General features: G+C 48.2%; 19 protein-coding genes. 15 read left to right on the forward strand and 4 right to left on the reverse strand.

All coding sequences use genetic code 11. The features are described 5' to 3' along the window. Positions 1-27: 27 nt before the first annotated feature. A complete protein-coding gene (locus tag ACQY2K_RS03355; protein WP_177746317.1) occupies positions 28-699 on the reverse strand; it encodes a toxin-antitoxin system YwqK family antitoxin in 672 nt (223 codons plus the stop codon). 4 nt (positions 700-703) lie between these two features. Next, on the reverse strand, positions 704-1,930 hold the full coding sequence (locus ACQY2K_RS03360; protein ID WP_428040751.1) for an NAD(P)/FAD-dependent oxidoreductase: 1,227 nt from the start codon (positions 1,928-1,930) through the stop codon (positions 704-706). 94 nt (positions 1,931-2,024) lie between these two features. On the opposite strand from ACQY2K_RS03360, the gene ACQY2K_RS03365 reads away from it, so the two are divergent. Continuing rightward, positions 2,025-2,708 (forward strand): hypothetical protein, encoded by a 684-nt coding sequence (locus ACQY2K_RS03365; protein ID WP_428040752.1) that lies wholly within the window; start codon positions 2,025-2,027, stop codon positions 2,706-2,708. A gap of 103 nt (positions 2,709-2,811) precedes the next feature. After that, positions 2,812-3,474, forward strand: a complete 663-nt coding sequence (locus tag ACQY2K_RS03370) for a hypothetical protein (protein ID WP_428040753.1) — start codon at positions 2,812-2,814, stop codon at positions 3,472-3,474. A 117-nt stretch (positions 3,475-3,591) separates the two neighbouring features. On the opposite strand, the gene ACQY2K_RS03375 is transcribed toward ACQY2K_RS03370, so the two are convergent. Then, complete coding sequence (locus ACQY2K_RS03375) at positions 3,592-4,146, reverse strand: flavodoxin family protein (RefSeq protein ID WP_428040754.1); 555 nt, start codon at positions 4,144-4,146, stop codon at positions 3,592-3,594. A gap of 153 nt (positions 4,147-4,299) precedes the next feature. Between ACQY2K_RS03375 and mnmE the strand changes: the two genes are divergently transcribed. From mnmE to ACQY2K_RS03430, 11 genes are read left to right on the forward strand one after another with little or no spacing between them, the layout of a single operon-like run. Further along, the gene (gene mnmE, locus ACQY2K_RS03380; protein WP_428040755.1) at positions 4,300-5,652 is read left to right on the forward strand and encodes a tRNA uridine-5-carboxymethylaminomethyl(34) synthesis GTPase MnmE; all 1,353 of its coding nucleotides are present in this window, start codon (positions 4,300-4,302) and stop codon (positions 5,650-5,652) included. Beyond that, positions 5,653-7,446 (forward strand): tRNA uridine-5-carboxymethylaminomethyl(34) synthesis enzyme MnmG, encoded by a 1,794-nt coding sequence (gene mnmG / locus ACQY2K_RS03385; protein WP_428040756.1) that lies wholly within the window; start codon positions 5,653-5,655, stop codon positions 7,444-7,446. Further along, positions 7,403-8,071 (forward strand): 16S rRNA (guanine(527)-N(7))-methyltransferase RsmG, encoded by a 669-nt coding sequence (gene rsmG, locus ACQY2K_RS03390; RefSeq protein WP_428040757.1) that lies wholly within the window; start codon positions 7,403-7,405, stop codon positions 8,069-8,071. The genes mnmG and rsmG overlap by 44 nt, the downstream gene beginning before the upstream one ends. Next, on the forward strand, positions 8,071-9,378 hold the full coding sequence (locus ACQY2K_RS03395) for a hypothetical protein (protein WP_428040758.1): 1,308 nt from the start codon (positions 8,071-8,073) through the stop codon (positions 9,376-9,378). Before rsmG ends, ACQY2K_RS03395 begins: the two co-directional genes overlap by 1 nt. A 9-nt stretch (positions 9,379-9,387) precedes the next feature. Continuing rightward, positions 9,388-10,281: a 16S rRNA (cytosine(1402)-N(4))-methyltransferase RsmH gene (rsmH, locus tag ACQY2K_RS03400; protein ID WP_177746334.1), complete on the forward strand. Its 894-nt coding sequence runs from the start codon at positions 9,388-9,390 to the stop codon at positions 10,279-10,281. Further along, complete coding sequence (locus tag ACQY2K_RS03405; protein WP_177746336.1) at positions 10,278-10,535, forward strand: septum formation initiator family protein; 258 nt, start codon at positions 10,278-10,280, stop codon at positions 10,533-10,535. Before rsmH ends, ACQY2K_RS03405 begins: the two co-directional genes overlap by 4 nt. Positions 10,536-10,537: 2 nt before the next feature. Then, on the forward strand, positions 10,538-12,250 hold the full coding sequence (locus ACQY2K_RS03410; protein WP_428040759.1) for a peptidoglycan D,D-transpeptidase FtsI family protein: 1,713 nt from the start codon (positions 10,538-10,540) through the stop codon (positions 12,248-12,250). 14 nt (positions 12,251-12,264) lie between these two features. Beyond that, positions 12,265-13,608, forward strand: coding sequence for a UDP-N-acetylmuramoyl-tripeptide--D-alanyl-D-alanine ligase (locus ACQY2K_RS03415; protein ID WP_428040760.1), 1,344 nt, complete (start codon positions 12,265-12,267; stop codon positions 13,606-13,608). A 3-nt stretch (positions 13,609-13,611) separates the two neighbouring features. After that, entirely contained in the window at positions 13,612-14,697 is a 1,086-nt protein-coding gene (mraY, locus tag ACQY2K_RS03420) for a phospho-N-acetylmuramoyl-pentapeptide-transferase (RefSeq protein ID WP_177746342.1), read from the forward strand. A gap of 5 nt (positions 14,698-14,702) precedes the next feature. Beyond that, positions 14,703-15,923: an FtsW/RodA/SpoVE family cell cycle protein gene (locus ACQY2K_RS03425; protein WP_177746344.1), complete on the forward strand. Its 1,221-nt coding sequence runs from the start codon at positions 14,703-14,705 to the stop codon at positions 15,921-15,923. A 1-nt stretch (position 15,924) separates the two neighbouring features. Then, positions 15,925-17,007, forward strand: a complete 1,083-nt coding sequence (locus ACQY2K_RS03430; RefSeq protein WP_428040761.1) for a UDP-N-acetylglucosamine--N-acetylmuramyl-(pentapeptide) pyrophosphoryl-undecaprenol N-acetylglucosamine transferase — start codon at positions 15,925-15,927, stop codon at positions 17,005-17,007. A 245-nt stretch (positions 17,008-17,252) separates the two neighbouring features. Here the strand turns inward: ACQY2K_RS03430 and ACQY2K_RS03435 are convergent, their stop codons facing one another. Further along, the gene (locus tag ACQY2K_RS03435) at positions 17,253-17,690 is read right to left on the reverse strand and encodes a type IV pilin protein (protein ID WP_428040762.1); all 438 of its coding nucleotides are present in this window, start codon (positions 17,688-17,690) and stop codon (positions 17,253-17,255) included. A 139-nt stretch (positions 17,691-17,829) separates the two neighbouring features. Between ACQY2K_RS03435 and ACQY2K_RS03440 the strand changes: the two genes are divergently transcribed. After that, positions 17,830-18,159, forward strand: coding sequence for a metalloregulator ArsR/SmtB family transcription factor (locus ACQY2K_RS03440; RefSeq protein WP_177746348.1), 330 nt, complete (start codon positions 17,830-17,832; stop codon positions 18,157-18,159). Beyond that, entirely contained in the window at positions 18,156-20,060 is a 1,905-nt protein-coding gene (locus tag ACQY2K_RS03445; RefSeq protein WP_428040763.1) for a heavy metal translocating P-type ATPase, read from the forward strand. Before ACQY2K_RS03440 ends, ACQY2K_RS03445 begins: the two co-directional genes overlap by 4 nt. Positions 20,061-20,100 lie beyond the last annotated feature (40 nt).

Here is a 20,100-nt window from a genome sequence, read left to right on the forward strand (position 1 = left end):
GTATTCCCGGGGGGAAGATAAAAGAGTTTAGTGCGCTTTTTTGAGCGTTAAAACGCCGTCCTCAAAGAACCACTCTTCAATAAGGGCGCCCGTTTCATTAAATTTTTTGGTTACGCCGTGGGGTTTTCCGTCCTTGTGGGGGGAGATGAGCGCAATCGTACCGTTGGGGTGGTAAATGATTTTATCACCTACGATTTTATCGTTTTTATAGGTACACTCGGAGCGCAAATCTCCGTCGGGCGTATAAACCTTGCTCACGCCGTTTAAGTAGCCCTTTTTATATTCGGCGCTTTCCAATACTTTTCCGTCGGGGTAGTATTTTACTTCTTTGCCGTCTTGGATATCGTCCACATACGACAGTTCTTTATAAAGGCGGCCGGTCGGGTGGAAAACACGGGCTTTGCCTTCAAGCATACCGTCTTTGTAAAATTTTTCAATACTTACTTTGCCGTTTTCAAAATAAATTTTACAGATGCCGTTTCTCAGTCCGTTTTTAAATTCGCACTCAAAATAAACCTTTCCGTTTTCAAAAAATTCCTTTACAATTCCGTCGGGCATTGTGCCGGAGTGTTTTTCAATATCCAGGTTTTTGTCCAAAGTTTCCTGATAAACTTCTTTGTCGTTTACATAATAAGTGCGCACAAAACCGACGTGCAAGGGGTCATTTAAACTGGTTGTCTTTCTAACGATATCTACCATATGATTATTTCTCCTCCGACACATTTTTGGCCGCTATATAGCCCGAGGCCCAGGCAAAATGTAAATTAAATCCGCCGCTTTTTCCGTCCACATCCAATAATTCTCCCGTAATAAACAGCCCCGGGCATTTGAGGGACTCAAATGTATTATAGTTTATTTCTTTCGTATTTACACCCCCTGTTGCCGCCATTGCTTCGGTCCACGGGCGTACACCGGTGGCGGTAAGCGGCCACGCGGTAAGGGTTTCCCCGATACGTTGTAAACCGTTTGGCGTTTGTTCCTGCATAGGGATATTTTTGCGAAGACCTATAAAATCAATCAGTAAATTAGCAATACTTTCGTGTAAAATCCCGGCAAAAAAATCCTTAGGTTTTCGGTGGGAAAATTGTTTCAATCTTTCCTCTAAAAATTTTTTAGGTTCCTTTATTTGCGCAAAGAAATTAATCGTCAGCGGCACATTTCCGTGCGCGAGTGCGCGCGAGACCGCGGAACTGATATTTAGCACCGCCGGGCCGTTTACACCGTAATTCGTAAACAAGATTTCGCCCTCTGCCCGGGCCAACAGGCTTTTATCCTGCCAGGCCGAAAGTTCCACTTGGCTGCGGATACCCATCAGGCGGGCGACGGCTGTTTCCTTTACACACAAGGCGCTCAATGCCGGGCGCGGCTGGATAATAGTATGCCCCAGTTTTTTAGCGAGTTCATAGCCTAAATTAGTGCCTGTTACTTGCGGGTATGCGCACGAACCGCACGCCAAGACTAATTTTTTAGATTGAAAGTTTTGGCCTTGTTTGGTGGAAATTAAAAAAGTTTTGCCGCGCTTTACACGCAGCACCTCTTGCCCGGTTAAAAGTTCAGCCCCGGCCTCTTTTACGGCCAGTTTAAGTGGTTCGGCCACGGCGGTTGATTTTCCCGTTTGCGGAAATACGCGCCCCAAGGCTTCCTCTTGTGTGAGTACGCCCAACTGGTGAAAATAATCAAGTGCGTGCTGAAAGGAAAATTGTTTGAGGGCGGACGTAATTAACACCGGGTCCGCGTGGTAATATTCAGGCAAGACGTTGGCATTAGTCAGGTTACAGCGTCCGTTTCCGCTGACAAGAATTTTGCGGGCCGGAAGAGCATCTTTTTCCAGTAAAAGCGTTTTTTCCCCGCGTCGGGCGCACTCCCGCGCGCACATTAGCCCGCTGGCACCCGCACCGATAATAATTACGTCGTAAATAGGCAAATTCATTTCATACAGTTTAGCAAAAAAAGAAACTCTTTTCACTCTTGACAGTTTGCCGGGTAAGTATATACTATAAAAAGTAGCCAAAAAGGAGGCATTTATGAGAATCGGATTTTTACTTTTTATTTTGGGGCTGAGCGTTACGGCTTCCGCCCAAATGTACCGGGTGGGGGGAACTTCCCGCGCGAGTTTTGGTTCCCAACAGACGGAAGAAACTGCGGCTCCTGCTACGCGCACGTTTAGCAGTTACGGTGCCCGCCGCCAACGCACGCAAAGCGCTAATACTCAGCCGTCTGCTCCAACGGCGCAAACGGACTCTTCTGCCGCCGGGCAGGCCGCCCCTGCAACAACGGGCAATACGGCTCCACAAACTCCTTCTTCCGGTAAGGCTGGTAAAGCGGACAAAAACGCAGGAAAAAATCAGAAGGCCGACCCCAAAGAGGGCGAAAAAAAAGCGGATAGCGACCAACAAGCCCAGACGGCCGTCAGCCAAGTGCAGGCAATGATGAACAGTTTTGGACTTTCCGCCCCGCAAACGGGCGTACCTCAGGCAGAGGGAAAGAACGATAAAAAGGCGGGCAATCGTGGTAATAATTCCCGCGCGGGGAGTGCCAATTCCAATGCTTCATCTAGCCGGGGAGGCTCCGCTAATAAAGGTGCTGATGCCGGCGCGGCGGCTGCCCCCGGGGTGCCGGATATGTCGGCTATTATGCAGGCGGCCAGTTCCGGGCAAATGCCGGACTTATCGGCCCTTATGGGCGGACAAAGTTCAGGCAAAAAATAAACAGGTGATTTTAGTTTAAGTAAAAATCCCCCGGTTTTGTCCGGGGGATTTTCGCCTTGACTATGGGCAAACGGAACTTATACTATATAACAAGGAGAATAAAATGAACCGTTTTCTTATTATTGGTTATATGGTGCTGGGCGCAACCGTTTTGCAGGCGGCCCCGGTTACGCGGGTTTCCGTTTCCCGCCCGACAACTACGGTGTCGGTATCCCGTCCGACGACGGGGAGCGTTTCCGCTAAACCCACTACCGCTGTACAAGTAAAAAAGCCGACCACATCAGTTACGGTTGCCAAGCCGGAAACCTCGGCGGCGGCAAACCACCCGGTTACAATGCCGTCCGTCAGCCGTCCGGCTACAACGGTAGAGGTGTCCCGCCCGACAACGCAGGTTTCTGCAAGCCGCCCGACTACTGGGGGAGAAACGGCTGTGTCCAAACCCGGGGGGGTGGATATAGGCAAAAAAACCGCCGCGCCAATGGCACAAGCCCAAACTTCTATGAGTAATTATCAGCCAAAGAAAGCCAAAGATTTTAAAGCGGCTAAACCGCAGCAAGCAGCGCAACTAAGCGGGGGCGAATCGGGCTTAATGCCGTCATCAGCCGAACAAACAGCCAAAGCCGCGGCTGCGGCTTCTATGAGTATAGCCAAGGGCAAGGACCCCTCCGCCGCTACCGCGCAGACGATTCAAGGACAAAATTCAGGTGCGGGTTCGGCCTTGTTAAATTTGCTCAAACAAAAATCTGCCGGAAACGCCGCCAAATAGTTAATTGCTTAAAATTATACGATTCCCCTTGGTTTATTATCAGCCAAGGGGTTTTTTAGATACAAAAACTACCCCGCTAATTTATTTTAGCGGGGTAGTTTAAAGTGTTCCTTGCTTTTACATTGTTTTACCAAATTCCAAGGCTTCTTTCAGTTTGCCTGTTTTGATAATTTCACCCGGCTCTCCCACACCGCCCACTAACACCATACCGCGGTCCTGCCAACCTAAATAGTTGGCTATGCTGTGGTAGGTGGCTTTTAAACCGTCGTAGTCGCCGTCTTTTTCGCTTCCCTCAGCGGCGGCCAGCAATACGCACTCTTTAATTTTCAGTTTGCGCGGAGCAATGTCTTTCATATACGAATATAATTTGTCTATGGCAGATTTTAACTGCGCGCTCATTGTAAACCAATACAAAGGCGTGCAGAATACCAACATATCGGCTTCTTCCAACATGGGGGCCAACTTTTCAAAATTATCTTTAAATACGCACGGCTCTTTGGCGGACCAACACTTGTCGCAGGCGTGGCACGGCAGTACCGGGTGGAAAGCCGTCTCAAACACCTGCACGGTATGGCCTGCAAATTTGGCTCCTTGAATAAAAGCGTCCGCCAGTAAGGCTGAATTGCCCAGTTGGCGCGGGCTGCCCGTAAGCACTAAAATATTTTTACTCATATAAAAACCTCTCCGAAACGTCCGTTTTTTTCTGCGGAAAAAGAATATTTAGATTATAGTTTTTTGCCTGCGCTTTGGCAAGTATAAAAATTATTGTTTTTCCCAATACAAAAAACACCCCGCAAGCGTATGAAAAATTGATAAAATATACCTATGCAAACTACTATCTGCGCATTAGCCAGCGGTATGGGCGGAGCGGTGGCGTTAATCCGCCTGTCCGGCCCCCGGTCGCTTGCCCTTTTCCAAACGCTTACCCGCCGCCAAACGGCGCCGGAGCCGCGCAAACAAATTTTTTGTACGCTTTATGACGGCGGCGAAGTGCTGGATAAAGCACTGGTAACGTATTTTAAAGCCCCGCACTCCTACACCGGCGAGGATGTGGTGGAATTTGCCGTCCACGCATCTCCCTATATCAAGGGCAGGCTCTTGGAACTGCTGTGTGAAAACGGGGCTTCTATGGCGCGGCGGGGGGAATTTTCCCAGCGGGCTTTTTTTAACGGAAAAATGGACTTAGTGGAAGCGCAGGGGTTGTGCGATTTGATTGCTTCGGGCAATAAACACGCGCATAAACTGGCTATGGACTCCTTGGACGGAAAACTATCCTCCCGTTTGGACGATATGAAAACCAAACTTTCCGAACTTTTGGCGCAAATAGAGGTCCGCTTGGACGACGTGGACGAGGAAATGACCCCGCTTGCGGACGAATTTGTATCCGGCCAAATAAATGCCGTTCTGGCACATATTAAAGCGTTGGCAGACACTTTTTCCGTTGGTAAGTATATTAAAGACGGCCTCAAAACCGCTATCGTGGGCGCCCCCAACAGCGGTAAGTCCAGTTTGCTAAATGCTCTTGTAGGGTTTGACCGGGCGATTGTTTCTTCTGCCAGTGGCACCACGCGCGACACGGTGGAAGAAACCCTGGAAATTAACGGGCAAAAAATCATTTTAACCGATACTGCCGGTATTCGCGAACACGCGCTGGACCCGGCGGAAAAAGAAGGAATGAAGCGCAGCCTAAGAGCCATGCAGGGGGCAGACTTAATTTTGTTTGTGCTGGATTCTTCCAGACCCCTGACTCCGGAAGAAAAAGATTTGTGGCAAGATATCCGCCGGCAGCAAAAGCGCACCCTTATTGTGCTTAATAAAACAGATGCCGTACAAAAACCTGTTTGCCCGTTGGCGGAGTGCGAAAATTATATAGTGCTGCCGGTTTCGTGCAAAACGGGAGACGGATTAAATGCGTTAAAACTGGCTATTACCGCCGATATCAACGAGGCTCAAACGGCAGACGGACTGATGATTTCCAACTTGCGCCATTACGAAGCCTTGATTAACGCACAAACCGAACTGGAAAGTGCTTTAATCCGCCTGGCCGCGCACGCCGGAGGGGAAATTTATGCCGAGCACCTGCGCCGTGCGCTGAATTATTTACAAGATTTGATTGGAGAGGTAACTCCTGATGATGTTTTGGGAATTATATTCTCCAAGTTCTGTATGGGGAAATAAATGTTTGTTTGCGAAGATAAGTATGATGTTATTGTAATCGGGGGCGGACACGCCGGGTGCGAAGCCGCCTTGGCCTCCGCCAAATTGGGGGCTAAAACGCTCCTGCTTACGCAAAGTTTGGATACCGTTGCCCAAATGTCCTGCAATCCGTCTATCGGCGGTATTGCTAAGGGCCAAATCGTGCGCGAAATTGACGCCTTGGGCGGGGCTATGGGCCGCGTAACGGACTGTGCGGCCTTGCATTACCATATGCTTAACACCGGCAAAGGCCCGGCGGTTCACTCGCCGCGCGTACAGTGCGATAAGAAAATTTACCAGTTCACCTTTAAGCACTTTTTGGAATTACAGCCCAACTTGGATATTATGCAGGACGAAGCCGTCAAAATTTCCACCTCGGATAACGGTGTAAACGGCGTGCTAACCTTGCGCAACACTTTTTACCATACCAAGACCGTCGTGCTGACTACCGGAACTTTTTTGGCGGGAACCATACATATTGGTACCGAAATGTTTAAGGGCGGCCGCTACAACGATATGCCGTCTGACGGATTGGCTAAAAATTTGCGCGAAGAATTACACCTGCATATGCTGCGTTTTAAAACGGGTACGCCTATGCGTATTAACGCACGCGGTTTAGATTATTCTAAATTCCGCTTGCAGCCGTCTGATAATCCGTTGCAGCCTATTTCCCATTTTACGGACGTAAAAGCCCAACAGCAGCGCCGGTTTTTGAGTTGCCACATTACCAGAACGACCTTGGAAACGGATAAAATTCTGCGTAATAACTTCCAACGTTCTGCTATGTATAGCGGAAATATTCACGGGATGGGGCCGCGCTATTGTCCGTCGGTAGAGGATAAAATTAAAAAATTTCCGGACGTTACCAGCCACCCGCTGTTTTTGGAGCCGGAGGGCTTTCATACGGAAGAATATTATATTCAGGGCTTTTCTACCAGTATGCCGGAGGACGTCCAACGCGCGCTGATAAAATCTGTACCCGGTATGGAAAAGGCCTCTATCACGCGCCCCGGTTATGCGGTGGAATACGACTTTTCCGACCCGCGCGATTTGTTTCCGTCGTTGGAAAGCAAACTCGTGCCCAACTTGTTTTTAGGCGGGCAGATTAACGGCACCACCGGCTACGAGGAAGCCGGCGGACAGGGCCTTATAGCGGGTATCAATGCGGCATTAAAAACCTTGGGTAAAGAGCCTTTTGTTCTGCGCCGGGACGAAGCCTATATCGGCGTGCTGATTGACGATTTGGTAAATAAGGGCGTAAACGAGCCATACCGTATGTTTACGTCGCGCGCCGAATACCGCATTTTACTGCGTAACGATAACGCGGACTTGCGCCTGATGCCCCACGCCTTTAAAATGGGATTATTGGAAGAAAAGTACAAAGCGCCGTTTGAAAAATACCGCGCGCTGTGCGAAAAATTAATTGAACATCCGGGCGCACAACCGGCCGAAACCGACGAAGATTTGTTCCCGTGGACGTTGGAAAAAGCCCGTGCGCACGCCGATATTCACAATAAATATGCCGGTTATTACGAACGCAATAAAAAAGATGCCGAAAAATTGGCGGAAATGGACAATATAAAAATTCCGGAGGGGTTTGACACGTCCTCCGTGCGCGGCATTTTGTTTGAAAGCGCCCAAAAACTGCGTGAGGTAAAACCGCAAACCTTGGGGCAGGCCGGGCGTATCCCGGGTGTAACCCCGGCAGATTTGCAATTACTGGCGGTACATATTGAACGATACCGGAGACTTAAAAATGCTCAAAACGCTGATTGATTTCGCCACAACGCTTAATTTGCCCCTCTCACAGAAACAGGCGGAGCAAATGTTATCCTATGCCAACTTGGTGTGGAATAAAAAGGACTTTTTAAACTTAACAAGCGCGGCGGATTTGAACGAAGTTATCACCCGCCATATTTGCGACGGTTTAACCGCGGCAGCCAAGATAAACGGTTTTATACACGCTAAAAAAATGGTTTCTCCTCAGGCGGCCGACGTTGGCGCAGGGGCGGGATATATCGGTATTACGACGGCACTCGCTTTGCCGCACGTTCAGGTAACGCTGGTGGAAAGCATTGAAAAGCGTTGCTCGTTTATGAACTGGGCAATTATGCAACTGGGTATCAAAAATACCAAAGTTAAACAGGCGCGTCTTGGGCAGGGAACTGCATTTGCGTTTGATTTTGTAACCGAGCGCGCTATGGGCCAACTGCCCGATATTTTGGAAATTTGTTTGGGTGCGCTGAAAGCGGGGGGAGTATTTATTGCCTATCAGGGCGAACACCCGCAGGCGGATATGTGCCACCCGGAAAAATACCAAGGAGTTTTGCTCGGTGTAGAGCAGTATAACTTGCCGGACGACAATAAAAAAAGACACTTGGTTTTGTTTGGAAAAATGTAATGGATATCTTTAAAAAGTTAGCCTGTTTTGCGTTGATACTTGCGGTCCTGTTATGCACACCGCACGTATTGCGTTCGTTCGGGCTGACGGCCAAGGATGTGGTAAACGCTTTATTTTCGGAAAAACCGCGTGAGGATGCCGTTCCGCTCCCCGTACCCGAAAAGAAAGCCCCGGCTCCCGCTGCGGACCCCAACCGCGGACACGCGCGGGAAAACCGTCCCGATATTTCGGTGCCGCCTCCGGCTTCGGCCTCGGCGGTGGAATATTCACCCGAGGATGAAAAAAAGTTTAACGAAATGATTTCCGGCTTAGAGCACGTTGCCTTAAATGCGCCCAAGAGCGAAGGAGCCGCTTTGGAGGCGGTACCCGTTCCGGCCTACCGCCCGACGGATTCTGCGCATAAGGTGCGTTGGTCTCCGCCCCCGCCCGGTTTTTTGACGGCAGATACCTTTAACTATTTGATTTACCGCGAAAAAAATCCCGTTACGGAAAATATCAAAACGGTGCTGGATACGATTCACGGTAATTTGATGTTGGATTTAACTCCTTTTACATTGGTTATAAAACCCAATAAAATTTTGGTTATGCTGTTTGGCGAAAAGGACAGTTATATGGGCTTTACCAAGCGTCCGGCGTGGTCGGGTGCTTCTTCCGACTTGCGCGCCGATACAATGTATGTAATAGAGGGGAACAGTTTTTATCCGCTTTCTGTGCACGAACTGACACACTTATATTTTGACGGATACTTTTTGCCGACGATATCACCTCTCTGGCTTTCCGAAGGGATGGCGGTCTATATGCAGATTTATGCCACCAAGCAAAAGCCCAGTTGGGTGGACAGAAGTCTTTTGCGCATTGTGCAGGGAACTTATATCCCGTTGGAAGAAATGACACAAACCGAGGATATAAGTAATTTTCCCAATGATAAAGCGGAACTGTGGTACACGCAAGCATATAGTTTAGTGGATTATTTGTTAAATTCCCGCACGCGGGACGAATTTTATAAATTAAGCACGGAAATAAAGGCCAAAACACCCTTGCACCAGGCGTTATACCGTGCGTTTGGTATGCCTTTTAATAAGGTAAGTGTCTTGGAAAATGTATGGCTGCACGATTTGCAAAAGGCTTATCAGGCGGGAAAACTGGTTTCGCCCAAGCCCGAACCGCAGAAACCGGCTGTTAAAAAGCCAGAACCTGCCAAACAGCCGCAGCCCGCGCCGAAACCGGCCCCCAAACCACAGCCTAAAAAGGCTCCGCAACAGACCAAAATTAACAAGTTGCAAATGGTGCCCGTGATGAAGTATTAGGAGCGTTTTATGACAGAACAGATTTGGACACATATTCCCATTATGGCACCGCAGATAGCGGATTATTTGCTTACCAATTTTGAAGGTACTTATATTGACGGTACTTTGGGCCTTGGCGGGCATACCAAATATTTTTTAAGCCATTTGGGCGCGCGTGCGCGCGTATTGGGGTTTGATAAAGATGAAGAAGCCTTAAAAATGGCCCAAGAGCGCGTAAATGACCCTCGTTTAAGCGTGTTTCATAAAAGTTATACCGAATCTCCTGCGGTACTTAAAGAACTGGGGTTGGAGGGCGCGGACGGGGCCTTGTTTGATTTGGGATTAAGTTCATACCAATTAGATAACCCGGCCCGGGGATTTAGCCTGTTGCGGGACGGCCCTTTGGATATGCGCTTTGACAAACAAAATCCGTTAAGCGCGGCCGTGATTGTAAACACTTGGCCAATGGCGGAATTAGAGCGCGTTTTGACCCAATACGGCGAGGAACGTAATGCTACTAAAATTGCCTTGGCTATTATGCGCGCCCGCAAAGAAGCCCCCATAGAAACAACCGAACGCTTAAAAGCGGTTGTGGAAACGGTGTACGGTCCCAAGCGCGGAAAAACGCATCCGGCCACACAAACCTTTCAGGCCTTGCGTATTGCCTGTAACCGGGAATTGGAATCGGTGGAGCAGTTGCTTACTTCTTTGGCGGATATTATCAAACCGGGCGGACGGGCGGCTATTTTAACCTTCCACTCGTTAGAGGACCGTTTGGTTAAAACCCATTTTAAAGCCTTGGCGCAAAGCGGCGGGTGGAAACTGGTTACCAAGCACGCCTTGGCCCCGGAATATGAAGAAGTCCGCCAAAACCGCCGCTCCCGCAGTGCTAAATTGCGTGTGATTGAAAGAGTGAAAAAATGAAATATTTTGTTTTATTATTTGTTTTATGTTTGTTTGGTTTTATGGTGGTGGCGATGCGCATTGAAATCAACCGCTCGGGCCGTGCTATCAGCCAGTTGCAAAACGAGGTGGAAATTAAAGAAGCCCGCAACCAGTATTTGGAGTTGGAAATTTCCCGTCTGTCCGGCCCGCAGCACGTTACCGCTTTTGCGCAGGACAAGTTGGGCCTTGTACCCGCAAAGCCGCACGAAATTATTATTTTGGACCCGAAATAACTATGTTAAAAAGACCCCTTTCGTCCCCGGATGTATTTAATGTTAAAAACCGGATGAAGATTGCCGTAAAGGTTATTTTAATTGCTCCGTTGCTGATTTTTTGCAAACTTTTTTATATGCAAACCTTTCAGCACGACGAATTTTCCTCCAAGGCCGAGCGCGCTATTTATAACTATCTGGCCGAGGACCGCCTGCGCGGAAAAATATTAGACGTAAACGGCCGGGAACTGGCCGAATCGGTCCGCACGCACTCCTGCGGTGTGAATAAACGCTATGTAAAGGACAAAAATAAAACAGTGGCCTTTTTGTCTGAAACTTTGGGTATTCCCAAAAGCCGTATTTTGGAAAAGTGGAACCGCGCTTCCAACTTTTTCTTTGTGGCTAAAAAGATTAAACCGGATAATTACATTAAAATTTCCCAAATTTTGCGCACCCCGTTGGGGCAAGGGCTGGAACTTACGCCGGAATACGAGCGTATTCACCCATACGGGCAAAGCGTGCTAGATATTGTTGGGGCGGCTAACTCTAAAAACCTTGGTCTTTCCGGCGTGGAAAAGATGTTTAACAGCGAACTCAGCCAAGACATCAGCAAAAGGCGCGCTAAGCGTGCCCGCCGCGGTGAAATCATTTACGACAGAAAATTAAAAGAGGAACTTTCCGTAGCCAATGTGTATTTGACGATTGATGAAGTCGCCCAGTTCTATGCCGAAACAGCCCTCAAACGCGCGGTGGATTCAGTGGGGGCCGAACACGGCATTGCCTTGGTGCAGGAGCCTAAAACGGGTAAAATTTTAGCAGCCGCTTCCTACCCGATAAAAGACGGCCAATCATTAGCGTTCCAGTTCACTTACGAACCGGGCTCTACTTTTAAAGCGATTGCCGTTTCCTCCGCATTAGATGCAGGGGTCGTGAGCGTTACGGACAGTATTGATATGGAAGGCCGCCGGTGGGAGATTGCCCGCGGGGTAGTTGTGCGGGACAACCAGCACAAAAAAGATTTCCTTTCTATTCCCGAAATTATGCAACTTTCTTCCAACATCGGGGCCGGGAAAATAGCCGTAGAGTTAGGGGCCAAAAATCTTTTTTATTATATAAAAGCCTTCGGTTTCGGCACGAAGACGGATATCAACTTTAATGGCGAATCCAAAGGCAATGTGCTTCCGTACAACAAGTGGACCAAAGTGGATACCGCCACCAAAGGGTACGGCTATGGGGTGGCCGTTACGCCTATCCAGTTGATTAATGCTTATTCCACCATAGCCAATGGCGGGGTGTTAATGCAGCCGCACCTGATTGACCGTATAGAATACGCAGGCGGCAAGGTGGAAAAACTTTCCAAGCCTGTAAAAATCCGCCGTGTTTTGCGCGAGGAAACCGCCCATACAATGACCAAGGTATTGGAAAGCGTGGTGGAAGCGGGTTCCGGCAAGCGTGCGCGTATTACGGGCTATAATGTAGCCGGAAAAACGGGTACGGCTGAAAAGTTGAGCAAAGAGGGGGGCTATGCCAAACGCAGCCATATTGCTTCGTTCTGCGGCTTTGTCCCGGCCAGCGACCCGCAATTTACGATTTTAGTGGTTTTGGATAATCCCGCCAAATATACCTTTGGCGGTACCGCCGCCGCACCGGCATTTAAAGAAATTGCCGAGCGGTTATTAGCCTTAAAGGGCATCGCTCCCGACCAGTTGGATTTTGAACCGGGCGCAAAAATTTGATTTAAGGAGACCGTATGAAACTTAATTTATCTGTCCGCAAAATTGCGGAAATTACCGGAGCGGAATTGATTTCGTCTGCACCGGATACAGTTGTAACCTCTTTTGTAACCGATTCGCGCGTAGTGGCTCCGGGAGATGCTTTTATTGCCTTAAAAGGCCAAAAGCACGATGCACGCAAATTTATCCCCAACGTGCTAAGCAAAGGGGCGGCTGTCATCTTGGCGGAAAAAGGCTTTGAGGTTCCGCAAAAGGCCAAGGCGTCATTTTTACTGGTGGAAGATTCTTTAAAAGCCTTGCAAGCACTGGCCAAATACCACCGTTTAAACAGCACCTTAAAGGTGGCCGCCATTACTGGCTCTAACGGAAAAAGCACCACCAAGCAAATGCTCCGCGCCATTTGCGAAACCGCTGGCGAAACCGCCGCCAATATGGGCAATTTTAATAACCAGTTCGGCGTACCCTTTTCTTTGTTGGAAATTCAGCCCAAACACAAATACGGCATATTTGAGTTGGGGGCTTCCCATCCCGGAGATATTTTGGAAACGGCCTCTTTGGCGGTGCCGGATGTGGCGGTAATTACCAATGTGGGGCCGTCGCACCTGGAATTTTTCCACGATTTGGAAACCATTTATAAAACTAAAACCGAAATTGCCCAATGTTTAAATTTTGGCGGGACCTTGGTGTATAACGCCGATGATGAATATTTATCCCGCCTGAAAACCGAATTTAAGGGCAAAAGTTTGTCTTTTGGCTTTCATCCGGGGGCGGACTTGCAGATTTTGGATACCGAAAAATTTTCATTTACCTATAAAGGCGAAGCCTATGTGTTGGATTTAAACTTGGCCCGGCACGATAAGTTAAATGCGGCGGCGGCCGCGGCGGCGGCCATTGCATTAGGCTTGTATATGGATAATGTAAAAAAAGGGCTTCTTTCTTTTACGCCGATGCCAATGCGTATGGAGCATTTGCACCAAAAAGGCGTAGAGTTTATCCTGGACTGTTATAATGCCAACCCGGCCAGTATGAAGAACGCCTTGGAAATTTTGGGCCACGCTTCGGCCGAGCCACGCGTAGCGGTGTTGGGCGATATGAAGGAACTGGGCGAAACCTCCAAGGAATACCATCGTTTGGTGGCGAGAGAGGTGCTGGATAACCATATCAATTATTGCTTTTTGGCAGGGCCGGAAATGAAATATGCCTACGAGAAGTTGCAAACTGCGTCGGGTGTAAAAGTATTTTATGCCCAAGCACCCCAAGGGTGGATGGGGGAGTTAAAAAAGGTGCTTTCTAAGGGGGGAACCTGTTTGGTAAAGGCTTCCCGCTCTATGAATTTTGAAAATATTTTAAAGGAGATTTAAACTGTGCTTTATTATTTGTCGCAATTTACTGATAATTTCAGTTTTTTAAATATTTTTAATTATATTACGTTCCGTACCGGAGCGGCGATATTTACGTCTTTTTTGCTGACCCTTTTAATTGGTCCCAAGGTGGTAACGAAACTTCGTTCCTATAAAATCCAGCAGATTGAACGCCAATACGGTCCCGCTTCCCACTTATCTAAAAACGGCACGCCGACAATGGGCGGTTTGCTGATTTTCGTCAGTTTAATCGTTAGCGTACTTTTGTGGGCGCGGCTAGACAGCAATTATATTTGGTTGCTTATTTTTACCACCGTTACGCTTGGTATTGCCGGTGTAATGGACGATTATACCAAACTTGTAAAAAAGAACCCGGAGGGGATGAAATCTTCTATTAAACTGGCAATCCAGTTATTTACGGCGGTAGTGGTGGTAGGATATTTGGCCTTAAATCCGCCCAATGGGGAATATTCCACTGCGCTTATTATTCCGTATATGAGCAAAATGTTTATTGACCTGTCGGTATTTTATTTTGCGTTTGCAATGCTGGTGATTGTCGGCTCGTCTAACGCTACGAACTTAACCGACGGATTAGACGGGCTGGCAAGCGGCTGTATGGTGTTTACGGCGGCTACTTACGGGATTGTGGCATACCTGGCGGGTAACTTCCACTTTGCGGACTACTTAAAGATTATTTATGTGCCCGGGGCGGGGGAAATTACTGTGTTTATGGGCGCGCTCATCGGGGCTTGTATGGGGTTTTTGTGGTTCAATTCGTACCCTGCGCAGGTGTTTATGGGCGATACGAGTTCCCTCTTTTTGGGCGGGGTAATCGGCACGGCAGCCCTGTGCGTAAAGCAAGAACTTTTGCTCCCGATTGCAGGCGGTATTTTTGTGTTGGAAACCGTATCCGTTATGCTCCAAATGGGATACTTTAAATTAACGCACGGCAAGCGGCTTTTTAAAATGGCGCCGATTCATCACCATTTTGAATTAATGGGTGTGCCGGAGCCGAAGGTAATCGTGCGCTTTTGGATTGTGGGCGCAATGCTGATGCTTTTGGCCTTAGCCTCGCTTAAAATCCGCTAACGCTTATGAAACTATTTAACAAAGCGCCCCAGCGGCGCAATACCTTTACACGGCGGCCTGCTCCCCGGGCCGTGCGGGGCTTTGCCGGTGCACGGCAGGACGGGTGGAGCCCGCTCAAATTAGATATATACATTGCCTTCATTGCCTTTGCGTTCGTGCTTTTTGGGCTGATTTTTACTTATTCGTCTAGCGCGTTTGACTCTACGCTCTTTTTTAAACGCCAATTGCTGTTTGATTTCTTAGGTGTGTTGGCGGCGTTGTTTCTATCGCAGACATTTGACCGCCTGATACGCATTAAAATTTTTAAGCCGATTAACTTGCTATTCTTTACTTGGGTGTTACTTGTTATCGTGCTTTTTACCCGTCAGCAGGCCAATGTGCACCGTTGGATTGACTTCGGTTTTTTTAAATTGCAGCCCTCCGAAATCGCCAAAGTAACTTTGGTTATTTATATTGCCGACTATTTGGATAAAGTGGCCGGAAGGTTAGCCAAAAATTGGAAACTGCTTATTAATCCTATGATAGTGGCGGGGATTACATTAGTGCTTATTTTGGCGGAAAAGGACTTGGGTACGCCTATGCTGATGGGGGCGGTATTTGCCTTTATGCTCTTAATGGCGGGTGCGCGCTTTTTGCACTTATGCGTACCGGGGGTATTATTGTTGCCGGTGTTGTACCGCTTGCTGTTTGGGGTGGGGTACAGGCGCGACCGTATGCTTTCCTTTTTAAACCCGTTCGCCACCGAGGGCACTACGGGCTACCAGTTGGTGCAATCGTTTCTGGCGGTAGGGTCCGGCGGGTGGTTTGGAAAGGGGCTAGGCAATAGTGAACTGAAACTGGAATATTTGCCCGCCGCCCATACGGACTTTATCTTTTCCATTATGTGCGAGGAAGTGGGCCTTTTTGGCGGGGCGATTATTATTAGTCTCTTTTGTTGGCTGCTTGTCCACGGGGTGCAGTTGGCCCGCGTGGCAAAAACGCATTTTCGCAGTTTGACTATCTTTGGCCTGACGATTACAATTTGTATGCAGGCATTTTTTAATATGGCTATGGCCATTGGTTTAGTGCCTACAAAGGGTATTGCCTTGCCGTTTTTTTCCTACGGTGGCTCGTCTGTGATTATGACGCTGGTGATGATTGGCATTATCCTTAATTTGGCGGCGGTGGATAACACGCAGAATAATCTGCGCGAGGACATCACGCATTTTAAAAACAGGAAAAAATAATATGAACAAACGCTTTTTGATTGCTTCCGGCGGCACCGGCGGGCATTTTTACCCCGGTTTTGCTCTTGGCGAAGAATTTAAACGTCAAGGGTGCGAAGTTCTTTTTGTCGTCCGTAAAGACGACCCCGCCGCCAAGGTGTTATCTGCGCACGGACTTTCCTATAAAGAAATTGATTTTATGGGTTTCCCTCGATCTGTTAACCCCGTGCGCCACGTTAAATTTGTGTGTAAATTGGTAAAATCCTTGCTCCAAACACGCCAAATATTGCGGGTTTTTCGGCCGGATGTGGCTATCGGTACGGGCGGGTATATTTCTTTCCCGCTTATTTTTATGGCACATTTTATGGGCGTAAAAACGGCCGTGCACGATTCCAACGCCTGTTTGGGCCTGGCAAACAAGGTGTGCGGAAAATTTGCAGACCTGTTTATGTTGGGCTTGCCGACGACGGAGAAAGTGAAAAACGGCGTTTTGACAAGTACTCCGGTGCGTGCGGAGTTTGGTTTGTCCGCGAACCGTGCCACGCAATTACAGGCACTAAAACTGGACCCTGCAAAGCCAACCGTTCTAGTGGTGGGCGGAAGCCAAGGAGCCAAAGATTTAAACAATGCGGTGGTTGCTTGTGCCAAGGTTTTTTCCAACTGGCAATTTATCCACATCACGGGAGAGCGGTGGTTTGAAAGCGTGCGTGGCTTGTATGCCGGGCTATCCAATGCGGCCGTATTGCCTTATTCGCACGAAATTTACACGCTGATGAAAGCGGTTGACTTAATTATTTGCCGGAGCGGTGCAAGCACGCTGGCTGAACTGGTGTGCTGTAAGTTGCCCGCGGTTTTAGTGCCGTTTCCGCACGCGGCGGCAAACCACCAATACTACAATGCTAAAATTTTTGCTGAGGCGGGGTGTGCGCAAATTGTGTTGGACGATGATCAGTTGCCAACGCGCTTATCTAGTGTATTTAAAGGGCTGACCCAAGGCCAAGTGGGCGCAAAACTGGCCGCTATGCGTGCCGGGTATGATAAGTTGGCCCTGCCTAATCCCTTAACGGCGGCGCAGACCATAGCGGAGCGGTTAAAGAGTTTGTAGTTATAAAAGCATGGGGGAAAATCCTAAAATAAATTAATAATGTTCTTTTGTTTTATTGTCATTTCCGAGTGTTGTAGTCGGGAATCTGTCGTTTCCCTTTTTTACAGAGCCCCGATCCTAGCGGATTGTCAATTCTTGGAAATAACGACAAATACAACGGCTAAGACAAATAATCTTAAACAACATCTAGCGTAAAAAAACACCCCGAGGCATTTTTGCCCCGGGGTATGATAGTAGGCAAAAATTTAGATTTTCTCCATATAAGTACAAATTTCTTGTAAATCAGAGCCACCTGCACATTGCTTCCCACCACCGGCGTCCATACTTAAAAAAGATACTGTAAAAATCTCTGTATCTCCCTCGTAACGGGTTACTAGCAGTTGGTTGTTAGCGCAAAAATCCAAAGTATATTTAAAAAGGTTGGTAGTAAAAGTATTACCATTAATAGAACCACCTTTCAAATTTACGTCAGCAATTTGGGAAAAGGAATTTACGCACTCATCGGGATTTGCTTGTTTAAAGCGTTCCTCGGCATCCAAAATTGCTTTTGCATTGACCGAGGCTTCTGCGGTTCTCGCTTTTTCTACCGCCAGTTCGTATTGCGGCAAGGCAATGGCCGATAAAATGCCGATAATCAGCACCACGACCAAGAGTTCAATTAAAGTAAAGCCCTTGTTGTTCATATTATCTCCTTAAAAAAGTTTACACACATAGTATATCAATTTTGGCGCGTTCTTCAAGCAGAACCTTTACAAACAAAAGAAAATTAATTATACTAATATGTGAACATATGTTCATATATTAGTATAATAGGAGTTAATTATGAAGAAAACCCCACCACACATTTGCAAACCATCCTTGCAACTGCCCGACGATACACTCTATGATTTGGCTGACCTTTTTAAAGTGTTTGGCGACAGCACGCGCCTGCGCATTTTGTGCGCTCTTTTTAATTGTGAACAATGCGTACAGCATATTGCGGACGAATTGGGGATGACGCACTCCGCCATTTCGCACCAGTTGCGCTTTTTAAAGCAAAACAAACTCGTCAAAAGCCGCCGCTCGGGAAAAACGGTTTTTTATTCATTGGCGGATGAACACGTCAAACGCATTTTTAACCAAGGGTTAGAACACATACAGGAGGGGTTATGAGTCATCATCACGAATGTGCTTGTACCGCTTGCCACGCCTGCTCGTGTGCCCAAGGGAAGGAAGGTGAACCACGCGGCGAGTGGAAAAAATTAGCCTTAGCGGCGGGGTTGTTTTCCTTGGGTTTTTTCTTACCTGTTCCGCTTGCTATTAAACTGCCCTTTTACTTGGCGGCTTATTTTATCAGCGGGATTGAGGTATGGCAGGCTTGCTATTCCAATGTAAAAGCGGGCCAATGGTTTGACGAAAATTCCCTTATGGCGGTGGCCACTTTGGGGGCGTGGTGCATTGGGGAATTTCCCGAAGCGGTGGCTGTAATGCTGTTTTACCAAGTGGGGGAATTGTTGCAGGAATATGCGGCGGGTAAATCGCGCCGGAGTATTGTTCGTTTAATGGATTTACGGCCCGATTTCGCCCGCTTAATAAAGTCTGGCAAAGAGGAAAAGGTCGCCCCGCAAACAGTTAAGCTGGGTGAGGTGGTACTCGTTTTGCCGGGGGAGCGTGTGCCGTTAGACGGGGTGATTGAAAGCGGAAGCGGCCATTTGGATACCTCCGCCTTGACGGGGGAATCCCGCCCGGTAACTGCCCAAGCGGGGCAGCAGGTGTTGGCGGGGGTAATCAGCGTGGACGGCACGCTTCGCGTAAAGGTGGAAAAGACTTATGAAAATTCCGCAGTAGCCAAAATTTTGGAACTAGCCGAAAATGCCGCCAGCAAAAAATCGTCTGCCGAAAAATTCATCACGCGCTTTGCCCGTATTTACACGCCTGCGGTAGTGTTTGCCGCGGCGGCGGTAGCCGTTCTTCCGCCGCTTATTTGGGCAGATGCTTCGTTTAAAACGTGGTTTTACCGCGCGCTTATTTTCTTAGTAATTTCCTGTCCGTGCGCGCTTGTTATTTCCGTGCCGCTCGGTTTTTTTGGCGGTATTGGGGGTGCGGCCAGAAATGGTGTGCTGATTAAGGGCAGTTCGTACTTGGAACAATTATCGCGCCTTTATACGTTGGCCTTTGACAAAACGGGCACGCTCACGCAAGGGGTATTTGCGGTTACAGGACTTTTTCCCGCCGGAAACACAACAGACAAGGAATTGCTTAAATTGGCGGCTGCCGCCGAGCATTATTCCAATCACCCGGTAGCCAAAGCCATTTTAAAGGAGGCTGAAACAAAGACGGAAACTCCGGAAACGGTGCAAGAGATATCCGGAGAGGGGATTTGTGCCTCTATGAAAAACACCCAAATTTTAGCAGGAAACGAACGCTTAATGGCGCGCTATAACGTGGCGGATGTACAGACCGGGCGCGGAACGTGCGTATATGTGGCGGAAAATGGCTTTTTTAAAGGGCGTATAGAACTGGGCGATAAGGTAAAGCCCGGCACTGAGGAAGCCTTAAAAACCTTGCAAAACGGGCTTGTTCACCAAGTGGTGATGTTGAGCGGAGACAGTATCTCCGCCGCCGAAAAAACCGCCTACGAACTACATATAAAGCACGTTTACGCAGGTCTGTTGCCAGCAGACAAGGTGGAAATTTTGGAAAAATTAATATCAGGCACGCCTAATGGACTTGCCACGGCCTTTGTGGGCGACGGTATTAATGATGCGCCTGTTTTGGCGCGTGCCGATTTGGGAATAGCAATGGGGGCGCTTGGCTCTGATGCCGCCATAGAAGCCGCCGACGTGGTGCTGATGACCGATGAGGTAAAAAAGATTGTTTCGGCAATTAAAATTTCCCGCAAAACCCTGCGTGTAATTAAGCAGAATATTGTCTTTGCGCTAGTGATTAAAGCCGGAGTATTGGCTTTGGGTGCGGCGGGGTTGGCTAATATGTGGAGTGCCGTTTTTGCCGATGTCGGCGTATGTTTATTGGCGGTGGCGAACTCATTGCGCCCCTTGTATTTTAAGGAGTAGTGATAGCATACGATAGTTGTTCGGCTTGTAAGGCGCGGCG

The organism is Candidatus Avelusimicrobium fimicolum, from assembly GCF_021632165.1.
GTDB lineage: Bacteria > Elusimicrobiota > Elusimicrobia > Elusimicrobiales > Elusimicrobiaceae > Avelusimicrobium > Avelusimicrobium fimicola.

What these genes read in the sequence shown, in the direction of transcription:
- ACQY2K_RS03355 (WP_177746317.1), bottom strand. Translation starts at nt 699, where the DNA reads ATGGTAGATATCGTTAGAAAGACAACCAGTTTAAATGACCCCTTGCAC.
- ACQY2K_RS03360 (WP_428040751.1), bottom strand. Translation starts at nt 1,930, where the DNA reads ATGAATTTGCCTATTTACGACGTAATTATTATCGGTGCGGGTGCCAGC.
- ACQY2K_RS03365 (WP_428040752.1), top strand. Translation starts at nt 2,025, where the DNA reads ATGAGAATCGGATTTTTACTTTTTATTTTGGGGCTGAGCGTTACGGCT.
- ACQY2K_RS03370 (WP_428040753.1), top strand. Translation starts at nt 2,812, where the DNA reads ATGAACCGTTTTCTTATTATTGGTTATATGGTGCTGGGCGCAACCGTT.
- ACQY2K_RS03375 (WP_428040754.1), bottom strand. Translation starts at nt 4,146, where the DNA reads ATGAGTAAAAATATTTTAGTGCTTACGGGCAGCCCGCGCCAACTGGGC.
- mnmE (WP_428040755.1), top strand. Translation starts at nt 4,300, where the DNA reads ATGCAAACTACTATCTGCGCATTAGCCAGCGGTATGGGCGGAGCGGTG.
- mnmG (WP_428040756.1), top strand. Translation starts at nt 5,653, where the DNA reads ATGTTTGTTTGCGAAGATAAGTATGATGTTATTGTAATCGGGGGCGGA.
- ACQY2K_RS03395 (WP_428040758.1), top strand. Translation starts at nt 8,071, where the DNA reads ATGGATATCTTTAAAAAGTTAGCCTGTTTTGCGTTGATACTTGCGGTC.
- rsmH (WP_177746334.1), top strand. Translation starts at nt 9,388, where the DNA reads ATGACAGAACAGATTTGGACACATATTCCCATTATGGCACCGCAGATA.
- ACQY2K_RS03405 (WP_177746336.1), top strand. Translation starts at nt 10,278, where the DNA reads ATGAAATATTTTGTTTTATTATTTGTTTTATGTTTGTTTGGTTTTATG.
- ACQY2K_RS03410 (WP_428040759.1), top strand. Translation starts at nt 10,538, where the DNA reads ATGTTAAAAAGACCCCTTTCGTCCCCGGATGTATTTAATGTTAAAAAC.
- ACQY2K_RS03415 (WP_428040760.1), top strand. Translation starts at nt 12,265, where the DNA reads ATGAAACTTAATTTATCTGTCCGCAAAATTGCGGAAATTACCGGAGCG.
- ACQY2K_RS03425 (WP_177746344.1), top strand. Translation starts at nt 14,703, where the DNA reads ATGAAACTATTTAACAAAGCGCCCCAGCGGCGCAATACCTTTACACGG.
- ACQY2K_RS03430 (WP_428040761.1), top strand. Translation starts at nt 15,925, where the DNA reads ATGAACAAACGCTTTTTGATTGCTTCCGGCGGCACCGGCGGGCATTTT.
- ACQY2K_RS03435 (WP_428040762.1), bottom strand. Translation starts at nt 17,690, where the DNA reads ATGAACAACAAGGGCTTTACTTTAATTGAACTCTTGGTCGTGGTGCTG.
- ACQY2K_RS03440 (WP_177746348.1), top strand. Translation starts at nt 17,830, where the DNA reads ATGAAGAAAACCCCACCACACATTTGCAAACCATCCTTGCAACTGCCC.
- ACQY2K_RS03445 (WP_428040763.1), top strand. Translation starts at nt 18,156, where the DNA reads ATGAGTCATCATCACGAATGTGCTTGTACCGCTTGCCACGCCTGCTCG.